We start from the raw sequence: 18,681 nt of genomic DNA on the forward strand, positions 1-18,681 counted from the left end.
CTTGCCATTTTAGCTCTCCATCCTGATCACATCCATACTGTCGGATTTCAGCAGCTTATTGAGGAAACTCTTTGCATCTAAAGGAGAGCGGTATTGAGGCAGCTGTGTGAAAACACTGGACAGTCTGTCCATCTCTTCCATCGCTTCTGTAAATTCTGCAGTAGTAGAATGGTCCAGCTTCTCCAGGGATCTGTATTCGAGATTCCCGGGATTAAGTCTATGCGTCAGGATTGCATATCCCACACGTTTCTGACAGTTACACTTTCCTGTACCGGAAAGCCCACAGTATTCCCCTAAAAATGCAGCTACCTTTTTGCGGATGCGTGAAAGCCGCTGACGGTAGGCTTCGGCAGTTAACCCCAAGATTTCACCACATACCCTGCTGTCTGCCTTAAACATCAGCCCCAGCACATAGATACAACGGCTTTCAGGGTCCAGGCACTGAAGCATGACATTGGTGCAGGAAGCTTTTAATTCATCTGCCAGTATTTCCTCCTCTACCCCTTGCAGTAAATCCTCTGTATTTGGGACAAACCCCATATTGATGTCCTGGCCATAAAATTCAAAACTCAATGGCCGCTGTGCAAACATGGACTTTTTACAGTTAATAAGATAATTGGTAGCTACACGGTAAGCCCATGTGGAAAACGTACTCTCCTTGCGGAATGTCGACAACTGTGTAATAATTTTAATCATGATTTCCTGCACGGCGTCTTCTGCATCCTGTGGGCTTCCCAGCATTCGCAGTGAAAGATTATAAATCATATCCTGAACACTTAGAAGAAGACTTTCCAATACTTTTTTATTGCCGTTTACCGCCTGATCGATCAATTCCGATTCTTTCTTTTGCATGATACTACCTCCATTTTTTATATTATATCTTATTAGACAATCTTTCTGACCAGTTGTGACAAGAAAAGTTATTATTTGTAAAAATTATTTCACCCAAAATAAGCGCAAAATAATAACGCGGTAAAGCAAAAGTCCTGGCAGATAAGACCGCCAGGACCTTTATTCCAGGAAACACTATGTATCTCTGCTAAATCTGATTGCCTGTGAGTATGTACAAGAATCTCTTTGCTCAAAATCGTATTCATATAGAATACATTTACCAAATCCCGTTGAATTTTGACCTAAGAAAAACATAAATCCATTAGGAGCTGCAGCAAAAATATGTAGTGTTGCACGTCGTTCTACTGTACTTCTTTTTCCAATAGCATTATAAATTGAATTAGCTAAAATTGCTGCATGCATACCATCTTCTATCGCAAAATTTGTTGCGCCAGCTTCGCTTGGTATACAGTTAATAATACGCCCAATTGGTAAATCATTTTCCTTTATGAATTTTAACGCGTCATCGTAAACATAACGAGTAACATTTAAAAATAATGCAGTATCATACTGATTTTCATGAAACTCTTCGTGTGATATATTCCAATTAGCATAGTTTCTTTTAGATAACAGTTTCAAATCCCATAATATGGTACCCCCGTTTGTTGATTTTTGTATTGGAAAGACATTGATACCCGATTTACTATTGAGAACCCTCCCAGCAGCAAACGCTAAAGATGTATGTGTATCTAAAAATATCTGATATGCGTACTTGTTACTGGTATTTTCAAGCAAAAATCCTTTCAGCTTTTCATAAATATCATCATTCCAATCATATTCTTCTTTTATTTTTCGATCTTTAAATTTGTCTTCTAATGGTAAATATAATACTTTATCTTCAGAGTTTATCTCTTTACAAGGAAAACTTTTAATACCAATAGATATTCTTTTAGGGGAATACTTATCCGCGACAAGAAAAATGCGTTTTTCCAATTCCTCATCGAATTCTTTTCTCATAATGCCATTCCCGTGTGTTGAAGAAATCATCTGATCCTCCACAGTAGCCGACGCAATAAGACTAATTTGCTCAAAAGTCATCATATGATTACTTTGTGAAACATATCGAAATAAAGAGTCTCTTACTATTTTTTCCAATGTGTCGATATTATAGGGAATACATGTAAAACTTACTTTTCTGCCCAGAATACAACTTGTGTCAAATTCCTTCAATGATGATTGCGCTTTATCATCCAATTCATTGCTTTGAAACTTATTTATTGAATTAATAAATGTAACAGCATCATTATCACATTGTCCTATTAAAAATAACTCAAATTCATTTGCCCCCACATCATCGTTAATGAGATCCTGCAACCATTTTTTTAATGAGCTTTTACTAAAAGTATATATTGTCGATTTCACTTGAATGCTTTTGAAAACCCTCCCCTTCTCTTCCTCCCACAATACTCCCCCTTATTAAAAATTATTTGCTTTACTTACTGAACACCTTAACCCGCTATAAGATAAATCTTTCTATCGTCAAAACAAATCTGTCCTGTATGATTATAAATCTGAATCATGTCCTCCATTTTCTCAATAAAGACGTGCGTTTCAGGATTACTTATTTCTGCAAAAGCTTCAATTGTACTCAGCTCGATATCATCGGCACTTTCCCTTATATGTGAACCACTGTCCTGGAGGAATTCATCTACCGGTCCTTCTTTTACAACAGGAATGCTGCCGATGAATTTTCCTAGAGCTTTACTTGCAGTGCCAAGTCCCTTTAGCACATTAGTTTCAACAGATACACCACTCATTTTTTCCAGGTACATGGAACACTGTCCATATAGATTTCGATAAGTCATAGAAAGATTTTCGATTTCCTCCTTAATACCAGTAATATATTCCTCTTTGAAATTACCACTAAGCATAATCTCAATGAGTGATGCCATTGAAAATGTATACAACGAAAGTCTATAGTACTTGAACTTCTTCTGAAGATTCTTCAGTATAGAGTTCACTTGATTCCGGGCAACAATCAATTTCTTTGAACTAAGAACCTCATGGACCTTTTTCTGATAACCGTTCATATTTTTTCTTGCAGTTCTCTGAATATCAAGAACCAGCTTATGGTTGCTTGCCACAAAGTGTTCATTATCCCAGTTAAGTTTGTATTTAGAAAGCATGTTAGCAAGTGTTTCGACATCTGCCTCAATTTCAGATTCCTTCTCAATTTCCAAGAAGGAAATAATCTGTTTTTCCATTTTTTCGATATCACTCAACTTCTGTTCAACAGAGAACAGAGCGACCGCCATCATCATGGTTGCAGGGTTAATTGCAGCCACAGTTTCTGTTGTTGCTTCTATAGGTCCTGCCGCCTTAAGCTGAGCAAATTTTGACTTACCCTCTGCAGTCTTGAATGCTCCCCAGAAATTTCCGTTCTTTGCAATCTTCAACGTATCTCCCACAGTGGCATTAGCAAGTTGATACAGTCCCTGCGTATTTATTGTAGTCGTCTGAGTAACAGTTCTTAATACCGGAAGGAGAGACGAAATTCCAGCACCTAGTGTGGCTAATTGAGCAATTGGCACACTCATTGTCCTTTTACCAATAACATCAGCTTTTGCATCATAAAGAATTCCATCTGTTATCTCAACAAGTTCTTTTTCATTTCTAATAATCACATCGTTATGTTTGTTTTCGGAAAAACCGTTTATTTTTACTATTTCACCCATATCCATTCCTCCATCTCTGAATTGTTCTGCATGGATACTCTTTCATATTATTATAGTACTACTTTCTTATGTTTAAAGTACCCTTTAACGGCATTTCTGTTCCTCTAACGTTTTTCTAAGATACCTGTCTAATATTCCGAACTGCTTTGCATCAAGACTAGTTCTATTGGCAATTTTCACACGAACTGTTACTTCTGTTCCGAAATAGTTATCAGGTACAGATTTTAAATATTCCCATAGTGCAAAAAGTTCCTGCATAAGATAACCATTTTTCGTAGAAAACCATCTGCATAAAAAATTACAGACTTCACTTCCGCTTTTACAAACTTCCCCTATACTCAGTTCAAATCCGTTATCATCAATATTTTCAATTTCCATATATCTGCATGGTTTTTCACATTCAATCTTTGACATTTGAGACATATCAACAATAACAATTAAAATCAACTTCTCCACGATAGACTTTGGAGTCAGACATGCTTTTTCGTCCTCTATCGTATAGTCTGTTTCCAATTCATATCCCTGTGTCAGTAGATGAGATATCCAATGAAAAGCAGACTTTTCTGACATCTGATCCAGATTATGATAAAGAATTGGTCTGGATATCCTGCAGTTGCTCATATCCAGCAAATCAGCAAGGCGAAGCAGAATTTTATCAAATTTCAGGCTGATCATCTTTTCAGAGGCCACGGATCTTGTAAAATAAATATCTCTTTCATCTGCCTGATGGGCTTCCGAAACCTCTGCAACGAATTCCCTTAAAGTTTCATCCAGGAAATCCAGATCTTCTCTTGTACGAATTTCAGCAGCGCTGTCTGAAGCATGTTTCGCCCTGATTTTCTTTTCATAATAAGCATCTAATTTCCTATAACTCTGGGTCATCCACTTTTTCACCTGTGAAATATCTTCTATATTTGTGTCTATATTTATTGCTTTATTTTCAGTGCCATTCTCACCCTCGGATTCGCCATTTTGCGGAACATCCTGTTGAATTTCTGACAAATGCTCCCAGGCAATGCTGTCTCCGTCCTCTCGATCTACCAAAAATGCATCTAAAGCAGGTATTTTTACCATTGAAATATCGTGAAGATAGCAAGCCAAAAATAATATATAAAAATCTAGTGAAGATATTTTAAAAAATCCGATTCCATGAATCAGCTTTACGATGTTCCGTATCAATGCAATCGCATGTTCCTGATTATGCAGGGTATAAAAGTACAAATGTTTGGAGCCATTTTTCCACACCTCACAAGTATACTGATGGGTCAGAATCAGCTTATCAATACGGACCGGGTCCGCCACAAAGGACTGGAATATCTCAACGACTTCCATGACTGCATAGTCCAAATCCGCTTTATTTCTTGGATCGTCTAATAAAAACTTCTGCTCCAGAAATGCTTCTTCTGTAAAGAGCCTGTTCCTTAAAAACAGTAAAATTCGAAATTCACCACAACTTAAGGGTTTCCTGCTAAACTTTCTAATCACGAAGCGATCTTCTATTTCTACATCAAATAGCTGTGAATATACTGCATTTGCGACCATTCGTAAAAATTGTGACGTATTCTCATTCACAATTTCTGCCATTTTGATCATATCTTCTGACAGCAGCCTTTTTAATACCTTGCTTTTCCAGTCCCCTTCCTGTATTTGATCCACCCATCGTCTGGCTACCTCATAATGCTTATGGGAAAATGTCTTCAATTTCCATGATGCATAATATTTTAAAGTTTTATATAGATCTTTGGATTCTATTGCAAGTCTTTTACATTCATCTTGATACTTGCTTTGATCTTCCTTACTTTTAAGCAATTCACCATACACTTTAAACAGAAAAGAGCTTTCTTCCTCTTCTCCCTCAAAACAGATAGAATTGAGTTCACTTATGTATTCTCCAAGTCTCTCTCGTTCCCTCTCATCCGCTAACTCACGATACATAGAAACTGCTGCATCCCATATATTCTCATTATAAGACTTCATAAAAGCCTTTCGCTTCTCCGAGTCTTCATCATATTTTTCAGCTTCAAATATAATGTTTTCTAATTCTGCCTTATTCTTTTCATTCTCCTCACACACTCGTCTTAAATAGAGACGCTGTTTCCGATATTCAAAGAAACGGTAATAACGTATCCAGCGTTCACGGAATTTACTTAAATTTTGTATCTGGTTTCTACAATTTTTGATAGCATCATCTGGCTGCTCGTCCACTGACAATGCCAGCAGTTCCTGCAGCTTATTCTCTGATTCACTTAATTTGCCATTCAACTCCTCCATCTTCTTTTGAATTTGTTCTGAAATCACTCCCATTTTCCGTTCAAAAATAACATCCTCTTCATCGGAATACATTTTAAAAAGTTCATTTCCTGCCTGAGAAGCCTCACGGCTAATACATTTCAAATAGATTTCACTTTCATCCAGCTGATCCAGCCTTGTAAAACTGCTCTTGCTCACAGCCTTTTTCTTATTTAGTTCATGAACCTTAATGCCGTAAAGTCCAGCCGCCTTCATGGTCATTGCAATCCTTGGTTGTAAATAGACATTTTTTTCTATAAGAAGTTCAGATTCCAGTTCTCCAATTTTCTTATTTATAGATTCAAGCTGTTCTCCAAACTTATCTTCATTAACATCATTCGTAAAGATTACCGAATCATCCACATAAAAGTAGCTGATTCCCTTGAATTCCTTCTGGAAAATCTCCGCTATCGGTATCATACAGATATTTCCAAAAAAATATGATTGTGGAAGACCTTGAGGAATTCCACGCACAAAATTCTCTTCAAAAGTACACGCTTTATTTCTTTTGTTCTTATAATAGACCTTCTTCAACCTATCGGAAAGTTTGTTTATTAACCTGCAGAATAAAAGTTTTATTAAAATTCTTTTCAATAATTCTTTATCTGAATTTTCTATATTTACAGGAAGACGTTCTACAATCAGCTGATAAACCAACATTGGATTGATTGTTGGAAAAAAGTTCTCCAAATCAAGAGATACCTCATATTTGTATTCCAAAGAGGCATTATACTTTTTCAATGCCTCATTTGCATTCTGAGTATATGCCTGATACTGCTGCTTCCAGGGTTTAAATAAGACCTCTGGATTTAGAGATACTCTGTTTCCATAAAAATTTCCTGGAAGCAGGCGACTTACATTCGAAAGATAAAGTTTCTTATTCTTATCTGGTATCTCATATACCAGTAGATGTAGCATCGCCACAATTGCGATCTGGCTGATAATATCCGTTGTATGAAGCGGCCTGTAAACAACCTTATCGTCCTCCACCTTTTTGGGTCGGAAATAAACTTTGGCTTCTATAAAATAGTCATCTTTATCAAGCAAATCTATAATCCTGTTCTGCACTTGAGTAATGATTTCTTTAATATAGACTTCATCAAATTTGTCCTGCAGGCGGTAATACGCTATTTTGTCCACCTCTTCCAGGAGTTCAAAATCAAATATGTAGGAACGCAATGAATAAATTGCATGATAAATGTTCTGATCCGACAGCAAATAATCTCTATATCTGCCACTGTATTTCTCCGCACGCTTTTGTTCTGTTTTCATCTTATGTTTTTTGGTTCCTTTCTCTTTATTACACTTCCCCATCTCTTAAAGTCGCCTTATTATTCAAAAACTCCCTCAACTTTTCTACTTCCTGTAACACTTTTTCCTCAACATTTCCTATCTTACTTTGATAAATAAAACGCTTTGTCTCACAGAGGACACTGCATTCAACCAGCATCTCCTCAGAATAAACTAAGCCTTTTTCATAAGAAGGACATACCTTCCAGTATGTAAAGATTTTTTCTTTCTCATTATCAAAAATGCAATCTTGTTGCCAATAACGGTCAATAATTAAAGAAACTTCTGTATAACAGGACGCTACTTCAAAAAAAACTTTTACAAGTGGATATTTTCGATAGAAACATTCCAAAAAATCCAGAAATTCATCTATATAATGCGGCAGATATGTACCATTATAGTGATAATCCTTATTCATCCCGCTTAAAAAGGTAGAAAATGCATAAACCTGTTTTTCGAAATCTTCCCTCGATAGTTCTCCTTCAGTCACCCTTTCTCCCAATTCTGCATAATTTTCCCACAAAAGTTCTATATCTATCAACGTTCATCACCTCCATACCATATACGAGAAAATTCTATTTTCAGATATGCCTGTAGTTTTTCTTTCCAACATATGTATTCTCTGTAATCCTGTTCCCTATCATTTTCATTCATCTTCTCCAACAATTGGGCTGCTGACTCCTTCCCATCAATAATCTGCTGCCATAACATTTTTTCTGAGTCTAAAAGAATTCTACGGTAATCAGGAAACTGAATCGTCTTCAGTCGATATTTTCCCATTGGTGGCTTCTTATTTTGATCTTTTACAATTCTTGTTTCAGAAGCAGTAAGAGGTATTTCTTCCAACTCGATGTTGAGAAAAGGAGGGAGAAGTATTTCCCGTTCATCCCAATGGGTATATTCATTTTTTTCTAATACCTTATCATAATCAATAAATGGTATATTAGGGGAAAGTTCCGCTTCTATAAGAACAATTCCATTCTTTCTGGCAAACGCTGAATCATAGTCACACTTTGAACACGAAAAAAATGATTGGGTAAAACCATTTTCATAATTTGTAACTGATGATGCACGATCTACCCGCTTTCCAGTTACGCGGTAATCGAAATCTTCCTTCCTGACTTTCATCAGAGTAAAAATATTTGTATAAACTTGTATTGTTTCCTCTATCTTTCTGATAAACTCAGAATTTAGCGTATGTCCCTCTTTCCAAATACGTTCCTGTTCATTCTTGTTGCCTTCAAATAGGAGTGCATTTAATGTCCGATAAGCATTTTCATCGCCATACATAGCATCCCTAGACTTTCTGCCCATATAACCGTTGCTGCACCGTTCACGGGTATCGCCTCCGTAAAAGCGAAGCGCATCAACGCCTTTACATAGGGGCATATGATCCTTTTCAGATAAACTTTCCATCCCCTGTTTCTTCCTCCATCTTTCAAACTGTTACTTTCACCTGCAAAATGTACTCCGCAGTTCTCCGTATTACTATTAATTATAGCTGCTTGTCTGCTGGACTGCAACACACGAGACTCACATCATTATGAAAAACATTCCTCTTACCTATAGACTTTATCGCATAAAAATGCACCCATGGTTCTAAAATTAAATCTAAACCATGGATGCATATTTTATTTCTTACAACAACCGTATACAATTAACTTTTGTTTAAGAAAACTCCTATACTCGTGTTAACTGTACAAAGTTAAGGAGATGGAATATTATGACATATTCAGACGCTATTATTAAACGATTGATAGAACTTTGCTCTGAAAGAGCTCTTACTCTTCTTATTATTTCTGTTCAATAATTTCCAGATGTAAACCATCCGGATCCTGAATAAAGAAAAAGCGGGTTTTAGGATTTGGCTGAATTGGCCCACTGACAATTTCTACCCCCTGAGCTTTCATAACTTCCATTGCCTGATCCAAATCATCTACTTCAAATCCCAGAGATGGATATTCCCCATACTGTGAGAGTTCTTCATCCTTGTTACAAATCAATTCTAATTCCGCCGGACCATCTGCCAGAAAAGCAATCTCTGTCTTTGGTCCTCCCGGAAATCTTCTCACCAGTTTCAAACCGATTACTTCCTCATAAAAGCGAATAGAATCTTCTAAATTTTTCACATGAATTGTTGCAAATATAAATTTCATCTCATACCTCCTGAGTTTTCCGGCAATTTTTCAGATTTTTATGCAGTAAAACCTCATTCCGACTTTCGCGTTTACCAATGATTATAGCCCAGAACTTCGTCCAAATCCTTCCTTATCTTTCTGCGCGGCTCACCACTTTTAGCCGGATATCCCACAGTAATGATCAAACGCACCACCCGCTCTTTAGGAATCCCAAATGCCTGGTGCAACTTTTCCTGATTCATTGTACCTATCATGCAAGTTCCCAATCCTAATGAGGTAGCTTCATAGCATAGCCCCATAGCTGCCATCCCAATATCCATCTGTGCAAAATCTGGGACCCATAATGTTCTGCGACTCCAGGTTTTAAATGCCCCTCTTCCTCACAGATTAAAATAAAAGCTGGCACTTTTGCTCCCCATGGACATCCGATCAGGCCATGATCATCAAACGCTTCTACTACTTTTGTATGTGCCTCCGGTTCATCCACGATAATAAAATGCTCGGCTGTGAATTGCAGCCGCTTGGAGCCATGCGTGCCACGTCGACCAAATGAGTCAGTAACTCACACGATACCTTTTTATCACTGTAAACTCTGCAGCTTTCTCTTTCTGCCTGTAAGTTCTCAAAATTCATGCTCTTCTCCCCTTTCCGTTCCAGATACAGGTAATACTATGATCGCAGAATGCCATCTTTCAGCCATAACCTTATTCTTTCACAAAAATTCTATTTCCTGGTAAGTTCAGTTTCCTATACTTTAGAGAAACAGTCCATAATTCAAAGAACTTTCTCAAAACCAGTACAGCGTAAATTCAGAGTCTGCTTTACTGCTTCCTCATAGTGACTGCGCTGCTTATTTTATCCGCAATTATTTTCATCGTTCTAATTCATTTTGCACAGGCGGGAACGGATTCTCCGTTGATTGCAATACAAATCTGAGATTTTGTATAGACCCGGTCAGGAGACTACATTAAAACGCAAGAAATTTATATTCCTCGGCCACCAAAACTGTACGCTTCACGTCAAATTACTTCTTCATTTCTATAAAATCACAAATTTTCTTCAACGAAATGATTCTCATACATATCCCAATACTTTTTATATACAAAATCTTCATCGCTGTTAAAGTTTAACTGGTACATTCTGAATATTACAGGAATATTTTTCGGTTGCCACTGTTCTTCATACGAATAGCAATATTTCATTCCCACTTTTTGCATAACCTTTCCGCTTCTTATATTATTCCTGTCGTGAGTTGCCGTGATATAGGGCAGGCCGTCTTTTTTTACCTGCTCCACAATAGCTTTCGCTGCCTCTGTTACAATTCCCTGATGCCAAAATTCCCTGCAGAGTCCGTAACCAAAGTCGTGATGTTCTTCCATATCAACTTTAATATAACCAATCGGAAGATTATCACTTTTAAGGCAGATGGCGTATGCGTAGGCCTGCGGCAGTTCATACTTTGCCGCATATCTTTCTTCATAAAATTCTTTAGTCTCCTCAAGACTTTTCACAGGATACCACGGCAGAAACTGATTAACCACCTCATCTTTTAGGATGAGGAAAAGAGCCTCCATATCCTCTTCTGTAAACTTTCTCAAAATTAAACGTTCTGTTACTAATTTAGGTGTATTCATAATGCTATTCCTCTGAGATGTTTTATCAAATTCATTTATAATAACTGACCATTTCCCTGTTATCCTCCGGGGTCAGGCCGATTTTCAATCTCTTTTGCTTCAAACGTCTTGATGGTTTCTCTCAGCTTATGTACCCGGCAGGGTATACTTACTCTACGAAGCACATCATAAATAAAATTTCATCACGAACAAAGTTATATATCTGCTTTATGCAATTGAACTCATCTGCATTTTTTCAGTGCAACAAATGGTATTTGCTTTACCTCCTGCTATTTTCAATTCACCTTGTTTTTTCAGGGAAATAGAAAGGAACTAATATCTGTGGAATAATTAGTTCAAACCGTTTTACCATTTCCTCATCCTCCACTTGCATCCCACCGATAATCCAGTCTCGCATGACGAAAGTTCCACCTACATCTTTTGCCTCAATTCCAAACAGAATTCTTGGATCTGTAATATCCACACCTTTCCTTTTCAGAATTTCTTTATCAAACCAGATTGTTAATTCTATTTCATAATCAAGCGTACATCCAGTCTCCCTCGATGTAAAAAGATGCCGTACAAAATCCAAATGCTCACGAAATGCGGAAAACTGCTGGAGGTATATTTTCCTCCAGTCATCTTCTTTCACAAATTTTTCAGGTATAATGATATCTTTCTGAAACAACTCATAATAAATTTCATTCACAAGCTCATATTTATCTTTATAATATCGGTAAAAAGTCTGTTTACTGATTTCTGCGGCATCCACGATTTCTCGAACAGATACCTGTTCCACAGCCTTCCTGCTTACAATCTCATACGCCGCTTCCTTTAACATTCTCCTGGCATTCACTTTCTTCATCCACTCTTTCCACTTTAATGATTACCGGCCTTAAACCATCATTACAGGAACAGATTGCCATACCTTTGTGCCTGGGGTCAATCCAGTCATCAAAATACCATCCTTCCGCACCATTCGCAAGCGCAAATACATACTGATATATGGCCTTCCATGCCTCATCACAAAACCCTTCCGGCTTTGCATAATCTGCATAAAAAACCTGACCTTCTCTCATAAGAGGACAGGTTGTAAAATTGGGAACCCCATACTGTTCGGCAAGTTCTTTTTGCAATGTGGTCGTTAAAATAGTAAGCCTGCATTTCTTCATCATACTGGTATCCTCCATAAATATCTTTTCCTTGATTCTACCAAAACAAAAAATTTCTTTCAGCTTACATTCACAGTGACTGGTTCCAAATGTGACTATTTCTCCTGTTTGTCACTTTTCCCACTGTATAATAGTATATCAGAAAGACAAAACCATTAAAATATCAGAATTCCTACTGCATATCATTTTTTCAGATTCTCATGAAAAAATCTCTCTGTCTTATCAAAGGGAATGATATCTTTCCGGTCATAAAGGTCTGTATGGACAGTACCGGGAATACAGATGAAAGGGCTGGAAGAAGAATTAAGAAAAAACTGTTTACCCGGAGCAGTTATAGTATCCTTTTGACAGATGAAGGGATGCTGCTTCACAAAAAAGCCGAGAATTTACTGGCTATGGCGGATAAGATCACGAATGAATTTCATACCATAGATGACATCACGGGCGGGGATATCTATATTGGCTGAGCAGAGTCCTATCTGATCAAATATCTGACCGCAGCCGAAAAAAAATTGAACAGGCGCTATCCAGGCATTCATTGCAGAACCGCCTGACCTCTCAAAATACGTTTATCTGGAAATACCAGAAAGCGATACCGGGGGGCCCCGATGCGAAGGGACTGCCCGCTAGCGCAATACCAGAAATCTCACTGGAGGATTTAATCCCCTATCCCATCTTCTGCTAGGAACAGTTCGTAAAATCAGACCTACCACGGTGCTGCGGAGAAAAGATAAACCCTCTGCAGATCATAGTCACCTTTAATCTGTCCAATAACGCCGTCGTTTTTGTCCGAGAAGTGCTAGGTATTGCCCTTTTATTACCCTGGAGCTGTTACTATCTGCATAGTCAATTTTCCAACTCCCAATAAGCTGACCAAAATAGTTAAATTCCTCGGGCAGAGCTATATTTTTTCTCTCACATATTAATGACTCAATCATAATCACATTCACCGTATCCGCTTGCCAGCCTCGTATTTACCAGCTCTTTTACCTCTGGTTCCCTTGTCATTTTAGCTCTCCGTCCTGATCACATCCATACTGTCGGATTTCAGCAGCTTATTAAGGAAACTCTTTGCATCTAAAGGAGAGCGGTATTGAGGCAGCTGTGTGAAAACACTGGACAGTCTGTCCATCTCTTCCATCGCTTCTGTAAATTCTGCAGTAGTAGAATGGTCCAGCTTCTCCAGGGATCTGTATTCGAGATTCCCGGGATTAAGTCTATGCGTCAGGATTGCATATCCCACACGTTTCTGACAGTTACACTTTCCTGTACCGGAAAGCCCACAGTATTCCCCTAAAAATGCAGCTACCTTTTTGCGGATGCGTGAAAGCCGCTGACGGTAGGCTTCGGCAGTTAACCCCAAGATTTCACCACATACCCTGCTGTCTGCCTTAAACATCAGCCCCAGCACATAGATACAACGGCTTTCAGGGTCCAGGCACTGAAGCATGACATTGGTGCAGGAAGCTTTTAGTTCATCTGCCAGTATTTCCTCCTCTACCCCTTGCAGTAAATCCTCTGTATTAGGGACAACCCCCATATTGATGTCCTGGCCATAAAATTCAAAACTCAATGGCCGCTGTGCAAACATGGACTTTTTACAGTTGATAAGATAATTGGTAGCTACACGGTAAGCCCATGTGGAAAACGTACTCTCCTTGCGGAATGTCGACAACTGTGTAATTATTTTAATCATGATTTCCTGCACGGCGTCTTCTGCATCCTGTGGACTTCCCAGCATTCGCAGTGAAAGATTATAAATCATATCCTGAACACTTAGAAGAAGACTTTCCAATACTTTTTTATCTCCATTTACCGCCTGATCAATCAATTCTGATTCTTTCTTTTGCATGATACTACCTCCATTTTTTATATTATATCTTATTAGACAATCTTTCTGACCAGTTGTGACAAGAAAAGTTATTATTTGTAAAAATCATTTCACCCAAAATAAGCGCAAAATAATAACGCGGTAAAGCAAAAGTCCTGGCAGATAAGACCGCCAGGACCTTTATTCCAGGAAACACTATGTATCTCTGCTTCTATAGAATTTAATTTTCCTGATAACTATATTTTCTAACTTTCAACTACTTCACTGTCTCCCAAATCTCTTAAAAGTATATCATATCAATTCTCAACCACTTTCATTTTATTACCGCTGCTTTTTCCCGCAAATACCTATATCGTATTATGGACTATACCTATAGTGCATTATTTCCATCCAGATTTAAACATATCTTCAAACTGGCTCCGCCTGAACTTTGTATATATGACGGTTTAAAAGAACCGACTATGAGACTCCAAATAGCTTTACCAATCCAATCTATTATTAAACTAAGTTTTCTGAAATCAACTTCCCATGCATATAATATACATCATCGTCCGGTCCAATCTCTCTCAGCACACGCCCCGGGCTGCCAACAGCCAGCACATTTGCAGGGATATCTTTTGTAACGACTGCCCCTGCCCCAATAACAGAATTATCACCGATATGCACACCAGGGAGAATAGTCACATTTGATGCAATCCAGACATTTTTCCCGATATATACAGGCTCATTACATCCATAGCCCTCTGCCCTGAGTTTCGGTGAAATCGGATGTGAAGCCGCTATAATCGTAACATTGGGGGCAATCATCGTTCCATCTCCAATATAAATATTTGCATCATCAACCAAAGTTGCATTAAAGTTCAAATATACATTTTTTCCTAAATGAACATGGTGTCCGCCCCACATTGCATGATATGGTGCCTGCAAATAGGAACCTTCCCCGACCTCTGCAAACAACTCATTCAAAATCCGCCGCTTTTTTTCCTCTCCTTCCGGAGTATAGCCAGCGTTGTTATATTCCTCCATCATTTGAAGATACTTGTAATAGTCTCCCTCATCATTCGTTAATTCCCACACTTTATACAATTTCCCGGAATTAAGTAGTTCTTCTGTTGTCATCTTACAATCTCCTTATGCAATTATTAAATTTTCTTTCTCTGACAGACCGGACAATAGTAGCTGCTTCTGCCCCCAATCATGATTCTTTCTATCGCCTGCCCACAACGGTTACATGGCTGTGCTTCTCTTCCATACACTCTTAGATGAGGCATATTCCGATATTCTTTGCCTCTGCCCTCAAGATACTCCTCAGGAGTCATTTCATTTGTATCAATCCCCCACGCAATAATCTCTTTTATTGCTTCTGCAAGACGATTCCAGTCGTCAGAGCCCAAATTAGCACACTTTTCTTCCGGATAAATCCCGGCAGCATAAAGAATCTCATCAGAATAAATATTTCCGATCCCGGCAACAATGGACTGGTCATGAAGCATTTCTTTCATAGATTTCTTCCGCTTTCCCATCTTTTCCTGCAAATAGGCAGCTGTAAGGGCATCCTCCAATGGTTCTACTCCTAGTTTATCCTGCCCGGTCACTGTATCCTTTTCATCCGTTTTGAGAAACCAGAACCGTCCGAAACGACGGACATCCATGTATCGAATCTGGTTACCGCCGGATAATTCTGCTATCAGATGCGTATGTTTTTCCTCAGGATATGCAGCAGGGGTTACAAGCAGCTGCCCTGTCATCCTTAAGTGAAGTACAAGTCTGTCACCGCTTTCAAAATGAACCGTGAGAAACTTTCCCCTGCGCGTCATATTTTTTACAGTCTGCCCGGTGAGCGATTGCACAAACCACCCTTCCTCGGGATACGCAATAATCTGTGCATGATTGATTCTTACATTCCGTATTTTTTGTCCCTTTATCTGCGGTTCTATGATTCTTCTGATTATTTCTACTTCCGGCATCTCAGGCATTCTTTCTCCCTCCCCTCTTTGCAGACTTCTTGATTTCTTCGTGATAGAAAAAGTTCACAATCACAGGCGGTGCATCAAAAGGCTTTTTCATAGTGTCGTCGTCACGGAGATATTCGAGTCCATTTTTTTCTGCATAGGAGCGGACAGCCCCATCAAGAGATTCCCAATAAAGCCGGCTGCCATGCTGATAAATTTCCTCATACAGAGGAACTAAATCCGGGTGTTTTTCTCTTATATATGCAAGAATAGCCGTCTTGTAGCTGCCGCGGAGATTCAGATTTTCCAGCCATACAAGATTACACTGGTCTTTTACTCTGTCTATAATCGCCGTGACATCCGTAATCCCAGGATTAAATCCAAATCCCGCAGCACAAGGTCTGACTTTGTTTGAATACTCAGCTTAACGCCGCTGCCTTTCAACTGTTCCAAAAGGGTTCGTGTGCGTTTATAGGATTCTTCCTGGGGATTATAGGGATCTGTTACCGAGCCTACAAATAATTCCTTTCCCGCATATTTCTGTGGATTTTTAATTTCCGGCCAAAGTTTCACATCAAGAAATTCTCCCCAGGGTTCTCCATGATTTGTAAATCTTTTCATAAAGCTGGCATAGCAGTATTTACAGGCATGAGTGCATCCAACATAAGGATTCACCGAATAATCACTGACAGGCAGATTCGATTTTGTCAAACGCTGCTTCCTCTGGATAATAAGCCGTTTCACTTGGATAATTACAAATCTAATTCCTGCTGCACGCAAGTAATACCGCCTTTTAGATAAGACTTCTGCGCCCCTTGCTGCACCATATCTGTCTCCTTCAAATGCCCCAAAAGAAGCGGGGAATCTGGATCATGATATCTATAATTTTCAAATGCTTTCTCCGGGTTCTTATTCGCATAGCAGTATTTACAGCCATTCATACAGGTATCATATGCGCCGATATCACGACTCTCAATGCAATGGCAACCTTGACGTGTTCCCTTATGCTTTAAGTCCTTGAATAGGATGCCGTTTGCCCCGCCGAGAATGTCCAAGGTCATGCATCCGGAAGAATGGATTCCGTACCGTGAATAATCACCGTTGGTTCCGCAGGTCTGAATATACAGACCATATTTTTCTGCAATCTTTCCCAGCCCTTTTGCAAGATTGTCTTTGTCTGTATCGGTCATAGGAATCAGTTCCGGCATATTAGTTTCCAGCTTCTTATACATTTCCACAAAGCTGAAAATACAACGGTCAACATAAGGTGACAATTCCTTCGCCATATTTTCAAAGGTCTTTAGATGAGTCTGTATTGTATACTTTTCTGTCAAAAGAACAGGGTCATACCGCCATGCCAGCCTTTGCTTTCCCACAATTGCAGACAGCCTTTTCAGGGTATCCATACTCTTTTCAATTGAGGGCGCACCGGGTTCTATGTCTTTGCCATAGGCAGTTATGGTATAGTGAAAATATGTATGGAAGCGTTCTGTGATTTTAGAAATATCTGCTAGAATCGGCTCATAATTCTTTGAACAGAACACGACGCAGTCCACCTTGTCCGGTGTCAGCTCATATCGTGTAACCTTGTTTGGAAACAGAGGGTTGCGTGAAAGAACATAGCCTTCCTCAAACCGCTTTAGCAGCCATTTAGCATAAAACTGCACGGTATCCGTTCTTGCCCCTGTATTAATAATCATGTTTCATCCTCACTTTCGTTAATTAGCTTCGTCAGATTTTTTGTAAATCTTCGTGAAAGACTGATAAGCTGTTCCTGTTCTTCTGGAGTAAACATGGACATTGCCGTGTCCTCCGCCCATGTAATGTGAACAACAGGTTTTTTTGCATAATTTCTGCCCTCTTCCGTTAATTTCACAAACTTAATCCTCTTATTCTCCGGATTTTCTTCCACCGTAACGTATGCCTCTTTCAGAAGATTTTTTATAATCAGATTCACTGTCTGCTTAGACTGAAAAGTCCTGTCTGTGATTTCCTTTTGAGTCATGCCATCCTTTGCATAGTAAAGAGCATTCAGAACCAGCAAAGTTTTCATCAGCAGACCATTCCTCTTCGCATATTCATCATACAATGCATACTGTTCATCTCTGAATTTACAATATAGGTATGCGTTTTTTTTATCTTCCTTGGTCATAGCGCCTCTCTTTCGGTAAATTTCTTTACGGTCAATTAATTTACTATTACTATATTATATTAACCCACCTTTGTCAACTGTCTGCGGACAGGACATCATTTTGAAAATTAAATGCTTCTAACATTTAATGCATTTATCGAATAAAAATGTCTCCACGGTTCAACGATTAAAACGAACCTGGATGCATACATAGTTTGCATTATGAGAAGTTTCAGGATGGAACGGTGAAATGTATAGAAAATGAGATACCGTTTGATATTCCTGATGGCTGGGAATGGTGCAGAATACCGAATATATCATTGAAAATATTTGCTGGTGGAGATAAGCCAACAATATATTCAAAATTCAAAACTTCTGGTTGTTCTGTTCCCATTTATTCAAATGGAATGGATAATGCAGGTCTGTATGGATACACAAATGAGGCACGAGTTTTTTCACCAAGTCTTACAATTTCAGCAAAAGGAACAACAGGATTTTGTTGTATAAGAGAAATGCCTTAAGCAAATTAGAGAAATTGAATGTGATAAAAACTCTATTTTCGAACTAATATCCGCAACTAAATCAAAAGTTCTTAACCTCGCCATTCGAGGGAAGCTTGGCCCGCAAGACCCGAATGATGAGCCTGCTTCTATTCTTCTTGAACGCATACGAGCTGAAAAAGAAGATTTGATTACTTAT

The 18,681-nt window shown here is 38.6% G+C and carries 20 protein-coding genes and 1 pseudogene; 2 read left to right on the forward strand and 19 right to left on the reverse strand.

Annotated features, from left to right (window positions below):
* Positions 1 to 9 precede the first annotated feature (9 nt).
* From HGO97_RS04260 to HGO97_RS04310, 13 genes are all read right to left on the reverse strand, one after another.
* A complete protein-coding gene (locus tag HGO97_RS04260) occupies positions 10 to 852 on the reverse strand; it encodes an RNA polymerase sigma factor (protein WP_216239776.1) in 843 nt (280 codons plus the stop codon).
* A gap of 174 nt (positions 853 to 1,026) precedes the next feature.
* On the reverse strand, positions 1,027 to 2,253 hold the full coding sequence (locus tag HGO97_RS23650; protein ID WP_330654171.1) for an SAVED domain-containing protein: 1,227 nt from the start codon (positions 2,251 to 2,253) through the stop codon (positions 1,027 to 1,029).
* An 86-nt stretch (positions 2,254 to 2,339) separates the two neighbouring features.
* Positions 2,340 to 3,566 (reverse strand): hypothetical protein, encoded by a 1,227-nt coding sequence (locus tag HGO97_RS04270; protein ID WP_246597289.1) that lies wholly within the window; start codon positions 3,564 to 3,566, stop codon positions 2,340 to 2,342.
* 84 nt (positions 3,567 to 3,650) lie between these two features.
* Positions 3,651 to 7,127 carry an HD domain-containing protein gene (locus tag HGO97_RS04275; protein ID WP_216239780.1) on the reverse strand — a complete coding sequence of 1,159 codons (3,477 nt, stop codon included), beginning with the start codon at positions 7,125 to 7,127 and terminating at the stop codon, positions 3,651 to 3,653.
* A 28-nt stretch (positions 7,128 to 7,155) separates the two neighbouring features.
* Positions 7,156 to 7,686 (reverse strand): hypothetical protein, encoded by a 531-nt coding sequence (locus HGO97_RS04280; protein WP_216239781.1) that lies wholly within the window; start codon positions 7,684 to 7,686, stop codon positions 7,156 to 7,158.
* Positions 7,683 to 8,561: a hypothetical protein gene (locus tag HGO97_RS04285; RefSeq protein WP_216239782.1), complete on the reverse strand. Its 879-nt coding sequence runs from the start codon at positions 8,559 to 8,561 to the stop codon at positions 7,683 to 7,685. The genes HGO97_RS04280 and HGO97_RS04285 overlap by 4 nt, the downstream gene beginning before the upstream one ends.
* 377 nt (positions 8,562 to 8,938) lie before the next feature.
* Entirely contained in the window at positions 8,939 to 9,301 is a 363-nt protein-coding gene (locus tag HGO97_RS04290) for a VOC family protein (RefSeq protein ID WP_216239783.1), read from the reverse strand.
* 71 nt (positions 9,302 to 9,372) lie between these two features.
* Positions 9,373 to 9,603 carry a nitroreductase family protein gene (locus tag HGO97_RS23655; RefSeq protein WP_330654172.1) on the reverse strand — a complete coding sequence of 77 codons (231 nt, stop codon included), beginning with the start codon at positions 9,601 to 9,603 and terminating at the stop codon, positions 9,373 to 9,375.
* Positions 9,552 to 9,770 (reverse strand): hypothetical protein, encoded by a 219-nt coding sequence (locus HGO97_RS23660; RefSeq protein WP_246597306.1) that lies wholly within the window; start codon positions 9,768 to 9,770, stop codon positions 9,552 to 9,554. The genes HGO97_RS23655 and HGO97_RS23660 overlap by 52 nt, the downstream gene beginning before the upstream one ends.
* Positions 9,740 to 9,916 (reverse strand): nitroreductase family protein, encoded by a 177-nt coding sequence (locus HGO97_RS23665; protein ID WP_246597290.1) that lies wholly within the window; start codon positions 9,914 to 9,916, stop codon positions 9,740 to 9,742. Before HGO97_RS23665 ends, HGO97_RS23660 begins: the two co-directional genes overlap by 31 nt.
* Before the next feature lie 413 nt (positions 9,917 to 10,329).
* Positions 10,330 to 10,917 carry a GNAT family N-acetyltransferase gene (locus tag HGO97_RS04300; RefSeq protein WP_216239786.1) on the reverse strand — a complete coding sequence of 196 codons (588 nt, stop codon included), beginning with the start codon at positions 10,915 to 10,917 and terminating at the stop codon, positions 10,330 to 10,332.
* Positions 10,918 to 11,197: 280 nt separating this feature from the next.
* Complete coding sequence (locus tag HGO97_RS04305; RefSeq protein WP_216239788.1) at positions 11,198 to 11,761, reverse strand: TetR/AcrR family transcriptional regulator; 564 nt, start codon at positions 11,759 to 11,761, stop codon at positions 11,198 to 11,200.
* Positions 11,715 to 12,068, reverse strand: coding sequence for a TIGR04076 family protein (locus tag HGO97_RS04310; RefSeq protein ID WP_216239862.1), 354 nt, complete (start codon positions 12,066 to 12,068; stop codon positions 11,715 to 11,717). The genes HGO97_RS04305 and HGO97_RS04310 overlap by 47 nt, the downstream gene beginning before the upstream one ends.
* 200 nt (positions 12,069 to 12,268) lie before the next feature.
* On the opposite strand from HGO97_RS04310, the gene HGO97_RS24170 reads away from it, so the two are divergent.
* A complete protein-coding gene (locus HGO97_RS24170) occupies positions 12,269 to 12,535 on the forward strand; it encodes a hypothetical protein (RefSeq protein WP_216239790.1) in 267 nt (88 codons plus the stop codon).
* 542 nt (positions 12,536 to 13,077) lie between these two features.
* On the opposite strand, the gene HGO97_RS04320 is transcribed toward HGO97_RS24170, so the two are convergent.
* The 6 genes and pseudogenes from HGO97_RS04320 to HGO97_RS04345 all read right to left on the reverse strand — a co-directional run bounded on the left by HGO97_RS04320 (position 13,078) and on the right by HGO97_RS04345 (position 18,003).
* Positions 13,078 to 13,920 (reverse strand): RNA polymerase sigma factor, encoded by an 843-nt coding sequence (locus HGO97_RS04320; protein ID WP_216239792.1) that lies wholly within the window; start codon positions 13,918 to 13,920, stop codon positions 13,078 to 13,080.
* Between the two features lie 477 nt (positions 13,921 to 14,397).
* Positions 14,398 to 15,018 carry a sugar O-acetyltransferase gene (locus tag HGO97_RS04325; protein WP_216239793.1) on the reverse strand — a complete coding sequence of 207 codons (621 nt, stop codon included), beginning with the start codon at positions 15,016 to 15,018 and terminating at the stop codon, positions 14,398 to 14,400.
* 23 nt (positions 15,019 to 15,041) lie between these two features.
* Positions 15,042 to 15,875, reverse strand: coding sequence for a bifunctional DNA-formamidopyrimidine glycosylase/DNA-(apurinic or apyrimidinic site) lyase (mutM, locus tag HGO97_RS04330; protein ID WP_216239794.1), 834 nt, complete (start codon positions 15,873 to 15,875; stop codon positions 15,042 to 15,044).
* Positions 15,868 to 16,616 (reverse strand): annotated as a pseudogene (locus tag HGO97_RS24375) (radical SAM protein). Before HGO97_RS24375 ends, mutM begins: the two are co-directional and overlap by 8 nt.
* Complete coding sequence (locus HGO97_RS04340; RefSeq protein WP_216239795.1) at positions 16,604 to 17,551, reverse strand: DUF1848 domain-containing protein; 948 nt, start codon at positions 17,549 to 17,551, stop codon at positions 16,604 to 16,606. The pseudogene HGO97_RS24375 and the gene HGO97_RS04340 overlap by 13 nt, the downstream one beginning before the upstream one ends.
* The gene (locus tag HGO97_RS04345; protein ID WP_216239796.1) at positions 17,548 to 18,003 is read right to left on the reverse strand and encodes a MarR family winged helix-turn-helix transcriptional regulator; all 456 of its coding nucleotides are present in this window, start codon (positions 18,001 to 18,003) and stop codon (positions 17,548 to 17,550) included. The genes HGO97_RS04340 and HGO97_RS04345 overlap by 4 nt, the downstream gene beginning before the upstream one ends.
* Before the next feature lie 224 nt (positions 18,004 to 18,227).
* On the opposite strand from HGO97_RS04345, the gene HGO97_RS04350 reads away from it, so the two are divergent.
* Positions 18,228 to 18,503, forward strand: coding sequence for a restriction endonuclease subunit S domain-containing protein (locus HGO97_RS04350; protein ID WP_216239797.1), 276 nt, complete (start codon positions 18,228 to 18,230; stop codon positions 18,501 to 18,503).
* Positions 18,504 to 18,681 lie beyond the last annotated feature (178 nt).

The sequence above is a fragment of the Faecalicatena faecalis genome (assembly GCF_012524165.2).
In the GTDB taxonomy this organism is placed as follows: Bacteria; Bacillota; Clostridia; order Lachnospirales; family Lachnospiraceae; genus Faecalicatena_A; species Faecalicatena_A faecalis.